The sequence below is a fragment of the Fimbriimonadia bacterium genome, assembly GCA_039961735.1.
Lineage (GTDB): Bacteria > Armatimonadota > Fimbriimonadia > Fimbriimonadales > JABRVX01 > JABRVX01.
In genome coordinates this window covers 55,167-70,790 of the sequence record JABRVX010000041.1, presented here as the reverse complement: position 1 = coordinate 70,790, position 15,624 = coordinate 55,167, and the positions used below count along the sequence as shown (strand labels likewise).

Here is a 15,624-nt window from a genome sequence, read left to right as displayed (position 1 = left end):
CGCGCTGCTGGAACGACCTCTTCGTCAACGACGTGAACCTGATCGCCGGGGTGGGAGTGACGAACTACAGCGGCGTCCAGGTGTGCGACCTGAACGACCGCGGCGACGTGCTCTGGACCTTCGAGGACCGCAGCACCGGCAAGTACTCTCTCTACCTCTCCTCCCCAGTCCCGGAACTCGCAGGTGGGGTCGTGGTGGTGCCTGCGCTGCTACTGTTGGCCTTGCGGAGGCGGGGGCGAGCAACATAGACCTCCCCCATCGAGATCCGACCTCATGGCTGGGACGGCCGCCGCCTTCGGGCGGCGGCCGTCCCTTGTGCTGGCAGGTTGATGCCGGGTCAGGCTGACAGCATGCGGAGATAACTAGCGTAGCGCAGGGGCGAGATCGCGCCTTGCTCCACGGCCGCTAGCACCCCACAGCCCGGCTCCTGCCGGTGGCTGCAATCGGAGCCGAAACGACACCGCTCGGCATGGGCTACGAACTCCCTGAACCCAGCCGTGAGCGCCGAAGGCGAAGGCTCCATCAGTCCGAACTCCCGTCGCAGGGCTACCATCGGCACGAAGCCGAGATAGCGGCCGCGGTCTTCGCTCGTCCTCCGACCCGTCGGATTCTCGATGACCCACGAAGGGTCGTACGTGCCCGCCCTGGGGAACCGATCCCGGTGGAATAGGCTCGCAGGCGAGTTGCTCGCTGATAACAGCGTTGTCTCCTCTTTGTGCCTCTGTCAGGAAGATGCAGATGACGGCAGCCCCGCCGTGAGCGGTCAGCGATCACGGGCGAGGGCAGGCGCGCCGACGGGTGAGCCTACGGGCTGGTATGCGGAAGATGCCGCGGTGCGGCAGGGGGGGCCTACTGGAGCTAGCCTAGAGGGTCCAGGGGTCGCACAGGGCGGCATCACCCGTCAGGGCTGCAATCTCTTGTCTCTGCATGGGTTCATCCTCCTGTGCGTAGCGGTCCGAGCGACGGGTCGCCCGTGAACATGGTAACCGAAGCATGGCCGGATGCCAACCCGACCGTGAGAACTCGAAGACGGCGGGCTTCAGCACCGGGCAGTCGAGCAGTTGGTTGCCCGGCGCTCGGTACACTGGGGCGGGAGGACTGACTGCGCTCTTGTTCGACAACGTTTTCCAGGAGATCGCCGCCCTGTTGGCTGCTGCTGCGGTCGCGAGCATCCTCACGACCACCTTCCGCCAGCCCGCTATCGTCGGTTTTATCCTCCTCGGAGTGGTCGTGGGGCCGGCCTTGCTGGGCTGGGTGTCGGCCAGTAACGAGGTGGCGACGTTCTCCAAGCTGGGCATCTCGGTGCTGCTCTTCCTCGTCGGCCTGAAGCTCGACGTGCGGGTCCTGCGAACGATTGGCCCCGTCGCTGTCGTGGCAGGCTCTGTGCAGATGTTGTTGACGGCCTTGCCCGCGTTCCTCATCGCCCGGGGTTTCGGGATAGACGCCACTGGTGCACTGTACATCGGCCTGGCGGTGATGTTCTCTAGCACGGTTGTCGTCATCAAGCTGCTGTCCGACCGGCGCGAGGTCGGGGCGCTTCACGGTCAGATCGCCATAGGCATTCTGATCCTTCAGGACATCGTCGCGTTGGTCTTGATTAGTGCCGTCGGGATGGCAGGGCCTTCTACCGGCGAGCCCCAGGATCTCGGCACGCGACTCGCGGTGCTGTTCGGCCTTGCGGGTGGCGGAGCGCTGGTTCTTTGGCTGGCCTCACACCATGTGTTTCTCCCTCTCCTCGTCCACCTGAGCCGCTCGACGGAGGCGATGCTGCTGTTCGCCATAGCGCTGGCTGTGGGCTTGGGAGCGTTGGGGGAGTATCTTGGCCTAAGCAAAGAGGTCGGGTCTTTCCTTGCAGGTCTCTCATTGGCTCCCACACGATTCAGGGAGGCAATCACTGCGCGCCTCACTGGCCTGCGTGACTTCCTGCTGCTCTTCTTCTTCATAGACTTCGGCACGAACCTGGAGCTAGAAGGACTGCGGGCACAGCTTCCCCCTGCGATCGCGCTCTCTGCGTTAGTGCTAGTCGGCAAGCCGCTGACCATCATAATGGTCTCCGGTGCCATGTGCTATCGAAAGCGCACGGGGATGTTGGCAGGCCTCAGCCTCTCGCAGATCAGTGAGTTCTCGCTGATCCTCTGCGCGGCCGGCATGGCACAGGGACATGTCGGCCGCGAAGTGATGGGGATTATCACCCTTGTGGCGGCTTTGACCATCACTACTTCGACCTACTTGATGCAGTACTCCGGGGCAATCTATCAAGCCACTTCCGCGCGCCTGAAAGCACTCGAGAGGCGAGTAAGGCATCCGGAGGACATCGGTGCGGAAGCAGGTGCCGACACTCGACCGAGCGTTGTGCTGTTCGGACTGGGTTCCTACGGTGGTGCAATCGGTAGGCGCCTCGCGGAACACGGCTATCGCGTGTTGGGTGTGGACTTCGACCCTGCCGCGGTGGAGGCTTGGCTGGAGGATGGTCTCCCAGCGCGCTACGGAGATGCGGACGACCCCGAACTTCTAGCCTCATTGCCCATCGCTTCTGCCGATTGGGTGGTATGTACGGTTCCCGGGCGAGAGACGAACACTATGCTCCTGCGGGAGCTTCGTCGCCTGGGGTACAAGGGACGAGTGGCGCTGTCTGCTCGCCTCGGGATAGACGCTGAGCCGCTCAAAGAGGAGAACCCGGACCTACTACTCAATCCCAATGCTGATGCCGCGGTCGAAGCCGCTCACCTGATCGCCGAACGAACACCTTCCGGCGTCTAATGGTCAACGCCGAAAAGGAGTAGCGAAGCCTTCGCTGCTCACACGGTGGATGTTATCGGTAGTTGCTCTGGCAGTACCGCGTCGAGGAAACCCCCAATCTGTCATCCCGAAACAGTGGTACAAACCCAGTGGCAAGCGCGGGAGATCAGAAAGGGCTCCGCGAGAGGCTGTCGCCTGCGACATACCACGGGTAAGTACCACTCTCCGTTCCTGCGGGATTACAGAAACCACGTTCTGAGACCCCGAGGCGCCGCAAACCCTCTCCCTCGAACAAGGGAGGGGGGAAGTATCAGTAACTGAACTTGCCTATCTGCACCTTTCCACGGAACACCCAATAGATCACCGACGTGTACGCAAGCACGAACGGCATGCCGATGATCGCGATGATGAGCATGATGCCGAGCGTCTTCTGCGAGGACGCCGCGTTGTAGATGGTCAGGCTCCAATCCGGACTGAGGCTGGAGACCAGCAGGTTCGGGAACAGCGCGACGCCGAACAGGAAGTTGAGCGCTGCGATCGTGCAGCACGACGAGACGAACGCATACCCGGGCTTGCCGAGATAGATGGCACGCGGGATGTTCGCGATGGCAAGTACGTTCAGTAACACGACCACCCAAGAGATGGGCAGCGTCTCGAAGTTCTTGGTAGCGTTAGGCACGGTGATCAGCGTCACGATCGTGACGAGCATGTACAGTGCCATGAAGGCACCGAACGTCCGCCACATCCACCCATGAATGCGTTCCTGCAGCTCGCCTTCGGTCTTGAGATACAGGTAGATCGAGCCGTGCATCGCGAACAGCGCAACCGCCAATGCACCCACTAACAGCGGATATGGGCGCAAGAGATCGAAGAAGCTACCCACATACTCCCGATCCGCTCCAATTGCCAGCCCCTGCATAGCATTGCCTACTGCCACGCCGAAAAGCAGTGTAGCAACGGCGCTGGCTACGAAGAAGGAGTAGTCCCAAAACCTCCTCCACCCCGGCACTTCCAGCTTGCTGCGAAACTCCATGGACACCGCGCGAAAGATCAGCGCGAACAACAGCAGCATGAAGGCGAGGTAGAAGCTGGAGAATGCGGTTGCATACGCCTCGGGGAACGCAGCGAAGAGCGCGCCGCCGAACGTCACCAACCACACCTCATTGCCATCCCATAGGGGGCCGATGGAGTTCATAAAGATGCGTCGCTCGGTGTCGGTCTTCGCGAGCGGGTGGAGAATGCCGACCCCGAGGTCGAAGCCGTCCAGAATGGCATACCCGGTGAGTAGCACGCCCAATAGGATGAACCAGACGAGGTTCAGACTCAGCTCCATGTCTACTCCTCCTCTCTCTCCGCTACGTCTTCCGTCACCTCGCTACCCGTCAGGTGCTCCTTGCCCGCAGCTTCTGCCGCCGCTTCGAAGAACCCTACCTCACGCTTCGCCCCCGCTGCTTCCAGCTCTACCGGTCCTTGTTGGATCTTGTTGTTCAGCACGTAGAGCCACAGGAAGAACAGCAGCGAGTAGATCACGATGAACAACGCAATGGACGTGGCAATCTGTGCTGCAGGCACCGTCGGCGAGAACGCATCCGCGGTCTTCAGAAGTCCGTATACCACCCATGGCTGTCGGCCCACCTCGGCTGCCATCCATCCTAACTGGTTGGCGATATAAGGCCCGACGATGGCAAACACGAACACCCACATCAGCCACCGCGTTTGAAACAGTGTTCCGCGCCAGCGCAGGAATTGCGCGAGCAGCGTGATGACGATGAAGAAAACACCTAGCAACACCATGATATGGTAGCTGTAAAAGGTGAGAGCGACCGGCGGCCATTCGTCCGGCGGGAACTGATCTAATCCCGCCACCGGCCTGCCCATGTCACCATACACGAGCCAGCTCAGCAGGCCCGGGACCGCGATGCCTGCGTTGACGGTGCGGTTCTCCTGGTCCGGGAAGCCGATGATGTACAGCGGCGCACCCTCGCCTTCCTTGGGTGTGTGGAACAGGCCCTCGAACGCAGCCAGCTTCGACGGCTGTGTCTCAGCGACGGTGGCGGCCTGGAAGTGCCCGCTGAAGGCTGCCAGTATCGCCGCGACCGTCCCGAGGCCGAGCGCCGCAGAGAACATGCGCTTGGCCGGTTCCTCGAACCGCTTCTTCAGGATGTAGTAAGCGGAAATGCTCATCACGAAGAACGAGCCGAGGATGAACGCGCCGAGCAGCACGTGGCCCAGCCGATGCATACTCGAAGGGTTGAACACCAGCTCCCAGAAGCTCGTGATCTCCGCTCGCTGTCCGGTACCGAACTCGACGATCTTGTGCCCTGCCGGCGTCTGCTGCCATGAGTTCGCCACTACGATCCAGATGGCCGAGAACATCGAGCCCAGCGACACCATACAGGTCGAAAAGAAGTGCATCTTCGGCGACACTCGATCCCAACCGAAGACCAAGACCGCCAAGAAGCCCGACTCTAAGAAGAAGGCGAAAATGCCCTCCGCTGCGAGTGCGGAGCCGAACACGTCGCCGACGTATCGGGAGTAGGTGGACCAGTTGGTTCCGAACTGGAACTCCATGACGATGCCGGAGGCAACGCCCATAGCGAACGTGACGGCGAAAATGCGCGTAAGGAAGCGTGTGAGTGCCTCGTACTGCGGGTCCTTGGTCCGAAGGAACTTTCCCTCGGTGTACACCATGATCACGCCGAGGCCGATAGTGAGGGGCGGGAAAAGATAGTGGAATGCTACCGTGAGCGCAAACTGAAATCTAGACAGCGTTAGGGCATCCAACTCCATAGACCGGGTACCTCCGATCCGCGTGACCTAGTCCCAGGCGAACCCGGACCGCCTGTTTATTCGGTGCCCCAGCAGTTTTTCCTGCATGGTCCCAGTAGGCAGTGCGACCTCTCCCGCCTCGTCCCCGCCGGATGATTGCATCGCCGAGACGGCGAAATTACGGGCGTCCCGCTGATCCAAAGGCTATCGCCGAGACGGCTACACCACGGTCCCCGCACCACCCACTCGAGCACGGACTCGAAAAAAGTCAAAATTCAGCGAGCGGGCATGTAACGTTTTTGGCCCCTTTGTGACTCCTATTCATTGGAAGCTGAAATTGGACTCGCGTGGCAATCAGCATGCCGAGAAATGGCGCGGCCCTCCGCGCGGAGACTCGCGGCGTGCGAGAGCGAGGAAAGCGAGCCGAAGGGCCTAAGCGTTCCGGAGCCACAGTCCGTCGGCATCCACTGCGCGATCAGCGTGAGCGAGTAATGCTGCGCTCCGTCGGCGGAGCGGCCGAGACGCCGCTCCGCCGCCGTCTTGACTCCTAACGTTATGAGACGGGCTCACGTTACGTGAGAGCATTCGTGGGGAGGTGGTCCAGCCCCCGCCAACGCAACACCTCGAGAGCAGAAAGGTCGGTGTGGCCTGTGATCGCTGCAACCTCGACCGCCGGTGTGCGTAGCTATGTCAGAATGGTAGCTTGCCCGGAGGCGCGTGATGGTAGCTGATAGCCCGATGACCTGCCCGACTTGCGGAAGTGAGCTCGCTCCCGACGAGGCACTACCCCTAGCCGCGTGCAGAGGCTGTGGCTACCGCGAGGCTTGGCATCCGGGGTGGCCAAAGCGAGAGGGACTGACCCGTTACAAGGTCCTGAAGAGGCAGCTCAGCCTCAGGGACGATGAGACGCGTCAGCGGGCGATGGACACGATGGTTTCGGCGAGAGAACGTGTCATCGAACCTCTTGGATTCCTAGTCCAGGACGGCGGGGCGCCGGATCGTGCCAGAGAAGCCGCTGCGCTAGTTCTCGGTCGCATCGGCGATGACCGGGCGGTGGAGCTGCTGCTCGATGCGATGGCCAAGCAAGAGAATTCGGAAGCCAAGAGGCGGAAGTTCGCACCCATCGTTCTGGCGGCTCTGCTGCTATTCTTCACGGTTGCGGTTGTCGTTCCCCTTTTGACGGGCGATGGGGGGTCAGGCGGCGCCTTCGGCGGCATGTGGGGCCTAGTCACGGTGCTGGCCGCTAGGGCCGTGTTGGTCCGCAAGAGCATGGCCAATGCGCTCGCCTCCCTGAGCGAGCCGCGTGCCGTCGGGCCGCTCGCCCTCGCTGCGTCCGAGAAGCAGTTGGCCTCCAGCGTCATCCCACTGCTCACCGAGCTGTTGCCCCGCGTCGAGCAGGGGCATGTCGAGAGCTTCGATGTCGCACAGCGCAACGCCCTGATCTCCCTGCTGTCGCACAAGGAGCCGAAGCTTCTGCGTGGGCTACTTCGAGTAGTAGGCATGTTCGGTGCGGCTCCTGCCCTCGGCCCGGTCGAGCGGGTGCTGCGTGACGGGCCGGAGGAAGTCCGGAAGGAAGCCGAGGAGGCAAAGAACAGGGTCGAAAAGCGCATTGAGCTGCAGCGCGACGCCGCTACCTTGCTGCGTGCGTCGGGTGCCTATGACGAGGGCTCGGAGACCCTGCTGCGCGCCGCACACGGCGAGCCGGACGTCGAGCCCACTCAGCTTTTGCGTCCTGCGAACACTCCCGAGAAGAGTGAATAGCGAGCGGTCCGGGCGGTGTACCGCCCGGACCGCCGAAGGACCATCTAAGCGACGAGCTACTCGCCCGTCTTCGTGAAGTTGATCAGCACGATGTTCAAGTCGTTGAGCCCCACCTGGCTGTCTCCGTCCAGGTCTCCCGTCAGAGGGCCGGTTTGGGCGAACTGCAATAGCACGCCGTTCAGGTCCATGAGGTCAACAATGTTGTCCCCGTTCACGTCGCCGTTGTACGCCATGGTCCAGTCCAACACCGTGTTGCCGGCGATCAGAACGTTCGTCTGCCTGCGGCTCAGCCAACGATAGGGCTTCACGACAACGTCGCACGTGCCCGGCTCCGAGACGGTCACGGAGTACGCGCCGCCGGGACCCAACGTGGTGCTGTAGCTGCCCACCAGGTTCACACCGTCGAACAACTGCACGCTGAGCGGCAATCCGGCGACCTCGCCGAGGTACCCCGGCAACGAGATCGTGCCGCTGAGCACCGGCATCGCGTTGAGCGCCCAAGAGGCGAAGTTTTCGGCGAGCACCTTGTTATTCGGATACGCCTGCATGTACACGTCGGTGAACATGTCGCCGTCGCCCATCACAAACACGCGCCCGGATCCCGTCTGCTGCGTGTACTCCATCACCAGTGCGGCAACATAGTTGTACTGGTCATTGATCAGGCTCTTGGCTGACGATGGACCAGCGAGTGTGCCGTTCTTGCCGATGTACACAGAAGTCAGACCCTGGGTGATCGGGTGGGAAGCAACCACCGTGCCAGGCCCGTAAGAAGTCGTCCCCGATAGAGTCACCCCGAACTCGTTCAGGAAGCTGTTGTAGGCCGCCTGAGTGCCATAGCATCCGCACTCCCCGAAGATGAGCAGCGTTCCGCCGCTCTGAACCCAGCTGACCAGGTTCGCCTTCTCGGACGCGCTCAGGTTCTGGGCCGAGATGGAGGCGATGTGAAGCGCCGATACCCCGGACAGAAACTCGGCCGTCAGCGAGTCGGTCTGATGGAACACCGCACCGCGAGCCTGGTAGATGCTCCGAAGTTCCGTCATCGCTGCGCCGGTTTCCAGGTTGTAGATGGAGCTATAGAGGCGGGTGTCGTCGAAGATGCCTACGTTAGCGGCCTGCGACACGGCGAACACCGATACGAGCAGGCTGGCCAGTGCGCTCTTGATCATGAAAACCTCTCCCTCGCTCACGAGTGGCGCCGGTCACGCGGCGCGTAATAGAACGTGGCGCGATACGACTTCGCGCCATGGTGACGAAAGTAGTATATCACGACCTTTGCCCGTAAGAAGCCGGGAATCTTAGAATCGCTAAAAATCCCCGTATCGTCGCACACGTAATTCCGGCCTCCCTCCGGCCCGAGGATCAGTGCCGGGACGACGAAACTACCTTAGACCCCACCAACAGCGAAGGCCGAGAGCGGCAGCTCTCGGCCCGTTGGGTTCCCGTACGTCGCGGATTACCGCCTGCGGCGTCGCGCCATCGCTGCAAACGAGCCCATTGCCGCGAGCAACGCGGAGACGGTGGAAGGCTCCGGCACGGCGAGCGTGTGAGCCCCCGCGAGTGAGTCGTTGTTGCAGGACACGGCCCAGCTCACATTCACGGTGTCCCCGTAGTTCAGACCCAGGTCCGCCCACGCAATCCGAGCCTCCAGAAGGCGAAGCGGGATGTTGGTGTTGGTAACCGGATCGCTGTAGAAAACCGGATTGCCGTTGTAGAGCACTCCCGAGTAGCGCACGTCCGCCACGATACCGGTCAGCGTTCCGCCGCTCTTGTAGTTCGAGTAGGGGTCGGGCCCGAAGCCGACGTCCTTGTCCGGCGTGTGCCACAGGCCACCCGCCATCACGCTTGCGGTTCCCAGATGTCCGACCGCAGCGGTGGGCAGGATGATGCCGTACTGCGAGGTCTTGGCCGCCCAGTCCGGATTGATGGCTATGTCGCCCACCCGATACGTCCGCGACCGCCCGTAGGGGTCGGCGGTGCCCGCCGGGTCGAAGCCCGTAACAATTGCGATGTACAGATAGGTCGCGTCATTGGTCAGGTAGAGGGCCTTTACGTCGAACTGCTGGCCGCCGAAGTCGCGGAGGTTCTTGTGGGTGCCCACGCCCGCATTGCCGTGGGGCCCGAAGCCATCCCAGACGTACCAGCTTATCAGGCCAGACACGCCCGCGTCGGCCGATGCCGCGCTGGCGCCGGCGCCGCCGCCGCCCGGCTGAAGGTCCGCGAACGATCCGCCGATGGGGCCGTTGAACAGGTTGCCGCCGACGTCTACGCCATAGTCTGCTAGGTTCCCGCTAAACTGCGCAGTCGCTGCGACGGAGAGTGAGATGAGGCTCAGAAGGGCCAGTCTCCTATGCATTCCCGATGTGCTCCTTGCGTCACTGAGTCCCTCGAAAGGGCCACCGAGCACATGGCGGAAGACGGGCCAAATCGCGTGCAGTCAGGCCAAACAGGAAAGGCTACGAGGTGCCAGGGGCCTCGGGGATGGGCGGAAACACGTGGGCGGATACGCCCTCTACCACCGTCTCGATCAGCCCCAATCGCAGCAGGGGATCGTGCACCTCGGCCGCACATCCTTCGCTGATCACGATTCCCCCCGGCGGTGCGGCCTTCTGAAGGTGGGCGGCGATATCGATCACATGTGCGAACTCGACGCCCCGCAAGTCTCCGTGCGGCGCGACCACCGCACCGGAGTGGATGCCACACCGGACGGAGAAAGGCGTGGCCAGACGATTTTGCTCCGCGTTCAGCTTGGGCACGGCACGCTGGATGGCCCGTGCGGCGGACAAAGCTCTCTCCGGCAGGTCGAACACCGCAGTAATGCCGTCACCAGAGGTGTTATGCACCTGACCGCCGCATTCCCGGACGATCTGCCCGACCACTTGATGATACGCACCGAACGAATACTCGACCGCGAGTGGATCGGCCCCCAACTTCATCTGCGTCGAGCCGACGACATCCACCGAAAGGAACGTTGCGTTCTGGGTCCCCTGCCGCAAGCGGTCCTGTAGCTCGTAAAGCTGCCGAAGCATCTCCTGCCGGTCCGTAGTGGTTGCCTGGGCCGAAATCCTTGTCTGGGCCGGTGCCGCCTGAGCGATGGGCGCAGAGCCGGAGCCGATTGCCCCGACAATGACACCCAGCAGCGCACCGCCCATCAACCCGCCTACGATCTCGCCGCCATAGGTGCCATGCATCAGGGCGTGCCCTAGCCCGTAGGCGCCGCCCCACGCCATCCCCGCCAGCGTCCCGAAGCCCACCGCGTGCGTCTTGAACATGCTCCAGCAGCCAGCCGCGACCGATGCGATGACCGCCACCGTGCCGATCGCCGGCAGTCCGATGTCCCCGAACAGGACCGACAGCACCGCTCCTGAAAGCCCGACCAGCCCGGCATCGAGCACCCGTCGCTTCGGTCCCATCACGCTGTCGTATGGCTCCCGAAGCCTACGCCAGATGCTCCCCCTCGGCGGCTTCACCGTCTCGGCCTGCTTGTCCACCAACTGCATGGCGAGCGCCAGGTACTCGGGGCGCACCCCCGCCTCCTCGGCAATCCGCTTCAGGCGTCCTTCGTCCAACTTCTCGCCCTCGCGTTCCTGTAGACGCGCTGCAATAGAGAGGATGCGCTCGGCGGTCTGCTCGTCGAACTTCCTCCCCTCGGCTTCCGGCTCGAACTGGAGTGATTGATCCATGATAGACGTATGGGATTCTACATCAGCATGGTGCGAGACGTCGCTCGGTTGCATGCCGCAGACTTAGGGGCATGCCGACGGGAGTCGCCATCTGTGCGTTGAACTCTCGGGGTGGCGGCGAGCCGCGGAAAGGGGAAAAGGAACTGGCCATGCGTGACGTGCTAATCATCGGCGGCGGCCCAGTGGGGTTATTCGGAGCGTTCTACGCGGGCTTACGCAAGATGACGGTTACGCTGATCGACAGCTTGCCGGATCTCGGCGGGCAACTCACCGCGCTCTACCCCGAGAAGTATATCTACGACATGCCGGGCTTTCCGAAGGTGCTCGCACGCGACCTGGTGACCAACATGTCCGAGCAGGGCCTCCAGTTCGGCGCCGAGGTGTACCTCGATGAGCAGTGCTTGACGCTGGAGCCGATCGCCGATGGCTGGCTCCTGACCACTGCAGAGAGGCAGCACGCTGGACGCACTGTCATCATCACCGCGGGCGTGGGTTCCTTCACGCCGAGACGGCTTGGACTGCCGGAGGAGGAGCGCTTCCTAGGCAAGGGTCTCTACTACGGCGTGAAAGAACGGTCTAACTTTGCCGTTCCACACCTGATCATCGTGGGCGGTGGAGACTCCGCATTCGACTGGGCACTCGCGCTCCATCCGGATGCCGGGCGCACCCTGTTGGTGCATCGGCGCGACGTGTTCGCGGCCCACGAAGACACGGTGGAACAGGTGCTGGCGAGTCCGGTCGAGGTGCTCACCTTCCGTGAGGTCGCAGCGCTCCACGGGGAGGACCGCCTGCAGTCCGTCACGCTGAAGCACACGAAAACCGGCGAGATGGAGGAAGTCCCAGCAGATGCAGTCAGCGTCAACATCGGTTTCGTTGCCGACATCGGCCCGCTCAAGGACTGGGGACTCGACCTGGACGGGAGCCGCATCCGCGTAAACGAACGCAGAGAGACGAACCTGCCGGGGGTCTTTGCTGCGGGTGACATCGCCTCCTACGAGGGAAAACTGAAACTGATTGCCACGGGTGTCGGCGAGGTGTGCACGGCCGTCAACTATGCAAAGACGCGGATTGACCCCAGCGCCTCGCTCTTCCCCGGCCACACCACCAACATGAACCTGCCCGAACGCCGATAGACCCGAATCACGCCGAGGTTATGGCTCCCTCCCGCAGGTGGCCCAGCACTCGCAAGACCGCATCGGGGTCCATCGGATGCCGCAGGTAGGCATACAGGAAGCCCGGCCAGCCCACCATCTGGTCGGCTTCCTCGTCCGGCGGAAGTGCGATCAGGATCAGCGGCACGGTGCGTAGTCTCGGGTCCCCCATCTTCTCCTCGGCAAACCGCTCGTACGGCTCTATCGTGCCATCCGGGCCTAACGCGGCCGACAGCTCCAACACCATCGCATCGCATGGACGCGATCTGGCATCATGGAGCATCTCGGGCCAGCGGTCGAACACTTCGACTTCGTGTCCGCGGTCCAGCAGGGACTTCACAGTGGATGCGACACTCTCCGCGGCTGCGCAGCACAACAGCACTCTCATGGCGGTTATCCTTTCAAGCAAACCAAGGGCTACAGTCGTATCCGACTGCGCAGTTCTTCTAGCTTTCGGGGACCAATCCCTTTCACCCTCTTCAGTTGGTCAACGGAGAAGAATGGTCCGTTACGAATACGATCCTGCACGATCTCGCGCGCCAGGTCCGGTCCGATGCCCGGCAGCGTCTCCAACTCGGCCTGCCCGGCGGTGTTGATGCTGACTGGACCAACCTTGGGCGATGGCTGCGTCACTCTGCCGATTGTTGACGGCGGCTGGGGCTTCGATGGGGTCTTCTGTTCGGCGGGGGGCGTACGAAAGGCGATGAACGCAGCGGCCATCATCAGGCAAGCGGTCACTATCGCGACCACCAGCCGCTCGCCCGGCGCCCAGCGATCCCAGTGCTCGCGCGAGATCATCGGTACCCCCCATTCGGAGAGTACACCGGTTGGGGCCGTAGGATGGGTGGATCGCCGCGCCCCGTCTTGTCTACCTTCTCGTAGCGAAACATCACCCACCCGTACGAGTAGCGCCACACCTCGCGTGGCAGTTCGCGGTTGTCTTCCGTGATCAGGTAGCCACGCTCGATGCTCTGCGGTTCACCCAGTCGCTCTCGTACGTCCTCTTTGGTGTGCCCCTCCATGATGCCGGAGATGGCAGTCGCACCGTTGCCGGATGGTTGGCTCTGCTTCAGGTCGCGCAAGGCGCGTTCCGTGGGCGAAAGCCCCAGCGCGTCCCGTACCGAATGCTCGATGGGGTCTTCGGGAGGCGTAACGGCGAGCGATGACTTGCGGATGAGAAAGTAGGCGGTTAGACCAGCCCCGGCAAGCATAAAGAACAGGGCCAAGGCCACCGCGAGACCGCAGCTCATGCGGCGAGGCTGGCGGGCGGCGTAGAACGGGTACGGCATGCCGGGCTGTGGCGCCGCCTGCCCGAACGGCATACGACACTGCCAGCAGGCCGCGGCACCTGTCATGTTGTTCGCCCCGCAGTTGGGGCACTGAAACCGATCCGGGCCCGTCATATCCGTCCCTTTGCTGCCGCACTCGAGGGGCGGCAACGCCATTCTAACGCATCTGGAGTCCGTTTGTATCCCCTAGAATCCCGCGCCATGCGCTGCCATTGGCTGCGCACAACTCCCCGGCGTGCATCCTGTAGCAACTCTGGTGCGTATTCAAGGCGGAGGTGGTGGAACGATGAAGCTGCCGAAGCCGAAGAAAGCGAAGCCCAGCGCCATCAAGAAGGTGATCGAGGAAGCCAAGGAGCTGGACCTGAAGGGCGCGCTGAAGCGGACCCTGAGGGATCTGGACAAGGCCGGCAACGAGCCCATGCAACGCGATATCCCCAGAGACCGCGAGGACTAACCCTCCTTACCGCCCCCAGCCTCGGCGTCCTGCCGATGAGCGCTGTGCCCCCCCTCGGCCTCCATGAGAACCCGGGCGTTGAGGGGAACGACCATAACGCACGCATTGTTTGCCCATCCATCCCTCACGGCGCCCACTCTGTCATCCCGAGGGAGCGGCGGAGGACCTCCGCTGGCACGCGCGATCGCTCGCGACCGAGGGATGGTTTTCTGATGCCTCCGGCTCTCGCTTTTCGCCGCAGGCTCCCTCGCGCTGGACGCTGCGGGGCGGCAGAAAGGGTTCCCTCGCTACGCTCGGGATGATTGGGGGGTGCTTGGCGGGTCACACTATCGCGTACTGAGATTGCAACGCGTCCGCCAACCATCATCCGCAGATGGCGGATGATGGTTGTGGATATCTATTGGGATTGGCAGAGAGTCATGGTGTATGACTCCCAAGCCTTCGCACGGGCCTCGGGAGAGAGCAGGGCATCCAGGCGTGGGAATAAGAACTTCTCCTCGCGCCTCTCGTGGTGGTCCATCAGGTGCTTGAACCGGTACTCTTCGTCCAGCAGCTCGATGACCTCGGCGGGCTCGATTGTGGGCTGCGCCGCCAGAATCTTCAGCGTGTTGGCGATGCGCTCAATATCGGCCGCGATCTTGCGGTGCTCGGCATCGAACTGCTCCGGTCGCCCGCCCTCCACCGAACCGCCTACCTGCTCGTACAGCGGCAGCAGCACCTCGTCTTCGGCGCGCATGTGGGCGCCCAGAGCTGCCCGAAACTCATGGAGAGCCGCTAGAGCCTGGGGAGTCTCGCGAAGCACCAACGCTTCCTGGTGACGCCGGAAGAGCGCGTTCAGCTCACGGTGGGCTTCGGCGAGTTCGGTGAAGCTCCGCACAGAGTGGCAATTATTGGCCACTGGCGTCGGACGGCTCTGGGACAGTGGCCAGGGGCACTGGTGCAACGTGCGTGCCGGCCAAGGCCTCGTAGGCCGCTTTCTGGCGTGCCTTGCGGTTGACGAAACGCTGGCTAATCATCCACCGGATGTCGTGAATCCCCACCTTGATCGCGGCCAGCCATCCGTGGAAGTGGGACTTCCCGTAGCGCGGATAGAAGTCCACCGGCACTTCCCGAAACTGGATGTAGGGGTTGGTGCCGGCCTCGATCTTGATCTGCCCGCTGAACTCCCAGCTTCCGCCTTCCAGGTGCATCAGCGGTAAGATGCTCCTCCGGAACACCCACATACCCGACTGGGAGTCCCGTAGCCACTTGCCGTAGAGCAGCCCGAAGATGAGGGAGAGCGCGTAGTTCCCAACGACGTTTCGGAAGCGCATCGAGTCCTTCCGCTTCAGCGGGAACCGCGAGCAGGTGATGAAATCTAGGTCCTCGCACAGCAGAGTGTCCACCAGTTCGGCGATCTGCACGGCAGGATAGGTGCCGTCGCCGTCCATAGTCACGATGACATCTTTGGTTGCGGCTCGGAACCCACCCAACAGGGCATGGCCGTAGCCTTGATTGGGCTCGGGCACAACGACTGCACCTGCCGCGCGGGCAATCTCCACCGTGTTGTCCGTCGAGTTGTTGTCCACGCAGATAATCTCGTCTACGTAGTCCGGAATGCCGCGCAGAGTCTCTCCAATCCCTGCAGCCTCGTTGTAGCATGGAATAACAACGGAGATGCTGACGCCGTTTACCATGGTTCCCCCATAAAAAGCGTCGCCGGCATCCTTCATTTCCCCCCGAAGACGCCGGTGCCTTTCTCAAAACAACATATTACCACGGATTCTCGGCTATCGAGCCCT

At 62.6% G+C, this 15,624-nt stretch carries 15 protein-coding genes; 5 read left to right on the top strand and 10 right to left on the bottom strand.

Annotated elements, in window-relative coordinates; all coding sequences use genetic code 11:
- Both HRF45_10205 and HRF45_10200 read left to right on the top strand, forming a co-directional pair.
- Positions 1 to 248: hypothetical protein (locus tag HRF45_10205; GenBank protein MEP0766896.1), on the top strand; the 248-nt coding region annotated here is incomplete at its 5' end.
- 745 nt (positions 249 to 993) lie between these two features.
- Positions 994 to 2,760: a cation:proton antiporter gene (locus tag HRF45_10200; protein MEP0766895.1), complete on the top strand. Its 1,767-nt coding sequence runs from the start codon at positions 994 to 996 to the stop codon at positions 2,758 to 2,760.
- Between the two features lie 289 nt (positions 2,761 to 3,049).
- On the opposite strand, the gene cydB is transcribed toward HRF45_10200, so the two are convergent.
- Together cydB and HRF45_10190 are read right to left on the bottom strand one after the other, a co-directional pair.
- Positions 3,050 to 4,072 carry a cytochrome d ubiquinol oxidase subunit II gene (gene cydB / locus HRF45_10195; protein MEP0766894.1) on the bottom strand — a complete coding sequence of 341 codons (1,023 nt, stop codon included), beginning with the start codon at positions 4,070 to 4,072 and terminating at the stop codon, positions 3,050 to 3,052.
- Positions 4,073 to 4,074: 2 nt separating this feature from the next.
- Positions 4,075 to 5,529 carry a cytochrome ubiquinol oxidase subunit I gene (locus HRF45_10190; GenBank protein ID MEP0766893.1) on the bottom strand — a complete coding sequence of 485 codons (1,455 nt, stop codon included), beginning with the start codon at positions 5,527 to 5,529 and terminating at the stop codon, positions 4,075 to 4,077.
- Positions 5,530 to 6,228: 699 nt separating this feature from the next.
- Between HRF45_10190 and HRF45_10185 the strand changes: the two genes are divergently transcribed.
- Positions 6,229 to 7,269, top strand: a complete 1,041-nt coding sequence (locus HRF45_10185; GenBank protein ID MEP0766892.1) for a hypothetical protein — start codon at positions 6,229 to 6,231, stop codon at positions 7,267 to 7,269.
- Positions 7,270 to 7,325: 56 nt separating this feature from the next.
- Here HRF45_10185 and HRF45_10180 read toward each other — a convergent pair whose 3' ends face one another.
- From HRF45_10180 to HRF45_10170, 3 genes are all read right to left on the bottom strand, one after another.
- Positions 7,326 to 8,435: a hypothetical protein gene (locus tag HRF45_10180; GenBank protein MEP0766891.1), complete on the bottom strand. Its 1,110-nt coding sequence runs from the start codon at positions 8,433 to 8,435 to the stop codon at positions 7,326 to 7,328.
- Between the two features lie 287 nt (positions 8,436 to 8,722).
- On the bottom strand, positions 8,723 to 9,622 hold the full coding sequence (locus HRF45_10175) for a PEP-CTERM sorting domain-containing protein (protein MEP0766890.1): 900 nt from the start codon (positions 9,620 to 9,622) through the stop codon (positions 8,723 to 8,725).
- Positions 9,623 to 9,722: 100 nt separating this feature from the next.
- Positions 9,723 to 10,949 (bottom strand): adenylate/guanylate cyclase domain-containing protein, encoded by a 1,227-nt coding sequence (locus HRF45_10170; protein MEP0766889.1) that lies wholly within the window; start codon positions 10,947 to 10,949, stop codon positions 9,723 to 9,725.
- 149 nt (positions 10,950 to 11,098) lie between these two features.
- Here HRF45_10170 and HRF45_10165 point away from each other — a divergent pair, with 149 nt between their 5' ends.
- Positions 11,099 to 12,082: an NAD(P)/FAD-dependent oxidoreductase gene (locus HRF45_10165; GenBank protein MEP0766888.1), complete on the top strand. Its 984-nt coding sequence runs from the start codon at positions 11,099 to 11,101 to the stop codon at positions 12,080 to 12,082.
- A 7-nt stretch (positions 12,083 to 12,089) separates the two neighbouring features.
- Here the strand turns inward: HRF45_10165 and HRF45_10160 are convergent, their stop codons facing one another.
- From HRF45_10160 to HRF45_10150, 3 genes are read right to left on the bottom strand one after another with little or no spacing between them, the layout of a single operon-like run.
- On the bottom strand, positions 12,090 to 12,488 hold the full coding sequence (locus HRF45_10160) for a hypothetical protein (GenBank protein ID MEP0766887.1): 399 nt from the start codon (positions 12,486 to 12,488) through the stop codon (positions 12,090 to 12,092).
- A gap of 29 nt (positions 12,489 to 12,517) precedes the next feature.
- Positions 12,518 to 12,898 (bottom strand): ComEA family DNA-binding protein, encoded by a 381-nt coding sequence (locus HRF45_10155; GenBank protein ID MEP0766886.1) that lies wholly within the window; start codon positions 12,896 to 12,898, stop codon positions 12,518 to 12,520.
- The gene (locus HRF45_10150) at positions 12,895 to 13,545 is read right to left on the bottom strand and encodes a hypothetical protein (GenBank protein ID MEP0766885.1); all 651 of its coding nucleotides are present in this window, start codon (positions 13,543 to 13,545) and stop codon (positions 12,895 to 12,897) included. Before HRF45_10150 ends, HRF45_10155 begins: the two co-directional genes overlap by 4 nt.
- Positions 13,546 to 13,675: 130 nt before the next feature.
- On the opposite strand from HRF45_10150, the gene HRF45_10145 reads away from it, so the two are divergent.
- The gene (locus tag HRF45_10145; protein ID MEP0766884.1) at positions 13,676 to 13,843 is read left to right on the top strand and encodes a hypothetical protein; all 168 of its coding nucleotides are present in this window, start codon (positions 13,676 to 13,678) and stop codon (positions 13,841 to 13,843) included.
- A gap of 397 nt (positions 13,844 to 14,240) precedes the next feature.
- Here HRF45_10145 and HRF45_10140 read toward each other — a convergent pair whose 3' ends face one another.
- Both HRF45_10140 and HRF45_10135 read right to left on the bottom strand, forming a co-directional pair.
- Positions 14,241 to 14,720 carry a hemerythrin domain-containing protein gene (locus tag HRF45_10140; protein ID MEP0766883.1) on the bottom strand — a complete coding sequence of 160 codons (480 nt, stop codon included), beginning with the start codon at positions 14,718 to 14,720 and terminating at the stop codon, positions 14,241 to 14,243.
- Positions 14,721 to 14,730: 10 nt separating this feature from the next.
- Positions 14,731 to 15,519 carry a glycosyltransferase family 2 protein gene (locus HRF45_10135; protein MEP0766882.1) on the bottom strand — a complete coding sequence of 263 codons (789 nt, stop codon included), beginning with the start codon at positions 15,517 to 15,519 and terminating at the stop codon, positions 14,731 to 14,733.
- Between the last annotated feature and the right edge of the window lie 105 nt (positions 15,520 to 15,624).

Coding starts and splice junctions, on each gene's coding strand:
- HRF45_10200 (MEP0766895.1), top strand. CDS start 994: ATGGCCGGATGCCAACCCGACCGTGAGAACTCGAAGACGGCGGGCTTC.
- cydB (MEP0766894.1), bottom strand. CDS start 4,072: ATGGAGCTGAGTCTGAACCTCGTCTGGTTCATCCTATTGGGCGTGCTA.
- HRF45_10190 (MEP0766893.1), bottom strand. CDS start 5,529: ATGGAGTTGGATGCCCTAACGCTGTCTAGATTTCAGTTTGCGCTCACG.
- HRF45_10185 (MEP0766892.1), top strand. CDS start 6,229: ATGGTAGCTGATAGCCCGATGACCTGCCCGACTTGCGGAAGTGAGCTC.
- HRF45_10180 (MEP0766891.1), bottom strand. CDS start 8,435: ATGATCAAGAGCGCACTGGCCAGCCTGCTCGTATCGGTGTTCGCCGTG.
- HRF45_10175 (MEP0766890.1), bottom strand. CDS start 9,622: ATGCATAGGAGACTGGCCCTTCTGAGCCTCATCTCACTCTCCGTCGCA.
- HRF45_10170 (MEP0766889.1), bottom strand. CDS start 10,949: ATGGATCAATCACTCCAGTTCGAGCCGGAAGCCGAGGGGAGGAAGTTC.
- HRF45_10165 (MEP0766888.1), top strand. CDS start 11,099: ATGCGTGACGTGCTAATCATCGGCGGCGGCCCAGTGGGGTTATTCGGA.
- HRF45_10160 (MEP0766887.1), bottom strand. CDS start 12,488: ATGAGAGTGCTGTTGTGCTGCGCAGCCGCGGAGAGTGTCGCATCCACT.
- HRF45_10155 (MEP0766886.1), bottom strand. CDS start 12,898: ATGATCTCGCGCGAGCACTGGGATCGCTGGGCGCCGGGCGAGCGGCTG.
- HRF45_10150 (MEP0766885.1), bottom strand. CDS start 13,545: ATGGCGTTGCCGCCCCTCGAGTGCGGCAGCAAAGGGACGGATATGACG.
- HRF45_10145 (MEP0766884.1), top strand. CDS start 13,676: ATGAAGCTGCCGAAGCCGAAGAAAGCGAAGCCCAGCGCCATCAAGAAG.
- HRF45_10135 (MEP0766882.1), bottom strand. CDS start 15,519: ATGGTAAACGGCGTCAGCATCTCCGTTGTTATTCCATGCTACAACGAG.